Genomic DNA, 3,235 nt, shown 5'->3' on the forward strand with positions numbered 1-3,235 from the left:
CCGCCGGTATTGTACCGCAGATCCACGATCAGGTTACTGATATTGGCGGATTTAAATTTGGCAAACAGCTGGTCCAGCACCTGTTTGGTAGGTGTGGCCGCATCGCTGGTATTGGTTACGCTGGAGTAGGTATAGAACACAAAGTAGCCTACCTGTTTTCCGCTTATGGTATAAACAGTATCAAATAATACCGGGTTTACATTGTAAGAAGAAGGCGTTAGCGTAAGCGTGGCAGTAGTGCTGTTGGCTTTCTTAAAAGTGAAGGAGGTAGCGCCCGTGGGGTTATATACCGCATTGGTTACCTTGGTAGTGTTAGCGCCGCCGTTATCATAGGCAATATTATCATCGCCGTTAATAGCGGTTATTTCCCAGCCTCTTTGCACGCCCTGCATACCGGCCGGGCTGTTCTTATCTGCATACAGCACCATCAGGTGGCTGGCGCTGTTCTGGTCCAGGGCGTAGGTTACTTCCATTCCCAGGCTGCCGTTGGTGCCGGCTGTTTTTTCGATCACGCCGTTCTGCAGCTTATTGGCCAGGGAGCCGGTACGGTCCAGGAAGCTGTAACGGTCCAGGTTGTTGCCGTTCAGCTTGGGGTAGCTGATCATGGTGCTCAGCAGGTCTTCCGCTTTGGCGTAGGAAGTGCTGAACGGGTCGATGGTGGGCACCTGGTTGTACCAGTAGTAGGTTGGCAGGCCTTTGGAGGCATTCCGGCCGCCATCGGCATATGTTACCTGCATAATGCGGTACATCAGGTATTTCAGTGAATCCTCGTCAGTACGCGCAGTGCCGTTATTCCCGGAGTTATTATCCCCGGGTGATGTTTTATCTTTTTTACAGGAAAAGAACACACTGCTGCAAAGCAGGCTCATTATTATCATGGGCATTCCGGCCGATAAAAAATGCTTTCTCATTCAAACTTGCATTTAGCTGATTAATAGTTGGCTTACGTTACCACGTTACAATGGTACTGATCTGGTAAATATATAAACGCGAAAAAAGTGCATTTGTGCGAATGGCTCGACGAAAAGCGCAAATTGATCGGTGAAGATTACCATTAATTGCCCTATAATAATACGAATTTCTTTTAATACGGGCGGAGGGTGGAAACCGTTGCCCGGGGGAGTAAAGAGTTTGCAGTGGGCAGTTGGCAGTTGGCAGTCGGGGGCCGGTTACTCATTGTATGAATGATAACCGTTATGCATATGTTAGTTAACAAACCAGCGGTTAAGCCATGCCGGCAACTAACAGCTAATACGTGGTTACATTGTCAAACACCAAATAAACAATGGTTTTGACTACTCCTAATCCGCTACGGTCATAACTGCCAACTGCGGACTGCGGACTGCCAACTATTTCCTGCTCACCAATCCGCTACAATCCTAACTGCTAACCGCTAACTGCTAACCGCCAACCGCTAACTGCTAACCGCTAAAAGCTAACTACTAAAAGCTAACCGCTAACTGCCAACTGCCAACTGCCCACTATTTAATTCGCCGCCGCAATAATAGCCGTAACAGCTACGCCTATGCCTAAGCCGCCAATGCCCCAGTACAGCTTATCCAGGAAGCTTTTTTTCCGCGCCTGGTTCACCTGCTTAATAGCATCGCCAATAATGATATTGGTGTTATTCAGCTGCGTGGATACATTGTTCAGCGTATCCTTTACAATGCCAATATCGCGGCTGGTACGGTCCAGGGAAGCAATAGAGCTGCGGAATAAAGAATCGAACTGCAGCTTCAGGTTGGTATAATCCTGCTGGCCATTGGCGATCATACTATCCTGCTGCTGCACCAGTGTTTCATAGGAGCGCAGGATCTCGCTGCTGTTGCCGCCCTTGCGGTATTGCTGGTAGGCCGACTGGTAAATGGAAAAGTTACGGCTGTTCATCAGCAGGCTGCTATCGCACTGAATAATAACAGTATCGCCGTTGGTAAGCCGGTAGTTGCTGCTGCCGGTGCAGGTGTTAAAGAATTTGAGCCGGCCCTGCGCAGCGGTGTGCAGCACGGACAGCAGGCCTGCCAGTAACAGCAGGCAGCATTTGAGGTTAGTTTGCATGGGGTTATGTATTTATTTTATTTCAGGTCTTCGGTAATAATATCATCTGTTGGCTGATAGTTGCTCAGTGTTTTGATCCGGTCTTTAATACTGTCTATTTTTACTTTGCTGTGTTCATCCCGTACGCGTTTTTCCAGGTCCATCAGCTCTGTTCTGTAACGGATATCGTTGATCAGGGCTTTTTGCCGGTCCAGGTTTGCCTGTATGGAATCCAGTCCGTTGCTGGCGTCCTGCAGCTGTACCATAGCGCTGTCCAGCGTTTTACGCGCCAGCTCCAGGTTGCGTACCGCCTGTTTTAACCCTGCATTGGAACCAAACAGGTTAAAGCCCAGGTTAATTACAAGCACGGCAATAATAACAAATAACAGAATTTTTGGGGTATTCGTGTTCATGGCAATAGATTGTTGGGGTTATATACTATTTATAACAAATGTAACGCAAAAAATTTAAAGGGGAATGGGGGGCGCCGTTCATAAAAATAACCCCTAACATTGTTTTGAACCATTATTTTTACGGTCTTATCGTTAAAACTAATCACGTTATCGTACTATGATGAGTAAAATAATCGCAACCGCCCTGGTGCTGGCTTCCTTGTCGGTTCAGGCGCAAACAGTGGACAAGATCAAGGATCCGGCAGATTGGGTGAACCCTTTAATGGGTACAGCTTCCAAACACAGCTTGTCTACCGGTAATACTTACCCGGCCATTGCCTGTCCATGGGGTATGAACTTCTGGATGCCGCAAACGGGCAAAATGGGCGACGGCTGGGCTTATACCTATGATGCTGAAAAGCTGCGGGGTTTTAAACAAACCCACCAGCCCAGCCCCTGGATCAACGACTATGGCCAGTTTGCCATTATGCCTATTACCGGCAAAATAGTTTTTAATGAAGATGAAAGGGCCAGCTGGTTCTCCCACAAGGCAGAAATAGCCCGCCCTTATTATTACAGCGTATACCTGGCCGACCATGATGTGACCACTGAGATCACACCCACGGAAAGGGCCGCCCGCCTGCGTTTCACCTATCCCACTACGGATAGCGCTTTTGTGGTGGTAGATGCGCTGGATAAAGGCTCCTACATCAAGGTAATTCCCGGTGAAAATAAGATCATTGGCTATACCACCAAGAACAGCGGCGGTGTGCCGGCTAACTTTAAGAACTACTTTGTACTGTATTTTG

Annotated in this window: 3 protein-coding genes and 1 pseudogene; 1 reads left to right on the top strand and 3 read right to left on the bottom strand. The window is 48.1% G+C overall.

What is annotated here, in order from left to right:
- The 3 genes from VIM87_RS27440 to VIM87_RS27450 all read right to left on the bottom strand — a co-directional run.
- Positions 1 to 911 (bottom strand): hypothetical protein (locus VIM87_RS27440; protein ID WP_332000078.1); only part of this gene is annotated, 911 nt, incomplete at its 3' end.
- 574 nt (positions 912 to 1,485) lie between these two features.
- Positions 1,486 to 2,055, bottom strand: coding sequence for a hypothetical protein (locus VIM87_RS27445; protein WP_332000079.1), 570 nt, complete (start codon positions 2,053 to 2,055; stop codon positions 1,486 to 1,488).
- Positions 2,056 to 2,072: 17 nt separating this feature from the next.
- Positions 2,073 to 2,447, bottom strand: a complete 375-nt coding sequence (locus VIM87_RS27450; RefSeq protein ID WP_332000080.1) for a hypothetical protein — start codon at positions 2,445 to 2,447, stop codon at positions 2,073 to 2,075.
- A 157-nt stretch (positions 2,448 to 2,604) separates the two neighbouring features.
- On the opposite strand from VIM87_RS27450, the pseudogene VIM87_RS27455 reads away from it, so the two are divergent.
- Positions 2,605 to 3,235, top strand: a pseudogene (locus VIM87_RS27455) (glycoside hydrolase family 92 protein); the annotation flags it as partial.

It is taken from the genome of Chitinophaga sp. (assembly GCF_036569125.1).
Classification (GTDB): domain Bacteria; phylum Bacteroidota; class Bacteroidia; order Chitinophagales; family Chitinophagaceae; genus Chitinophaga.

Coding starts and splice junctions, on each gene's coding strand:
- VIM87_RS27445 (WP_332000079.1), bottom strand. CDS start 2,055: ATGCAAACTAACCTCAAATGCTGCCTGCTGTTACTGGCAGGCCTGCTG.
- VIM87_RS27450 (WP_332000080.1), bottom strand. CDS start 2,447: ATGAACACGAATACCCCAAAAATTCTGTTATTTGTTATTATTGCCGTG.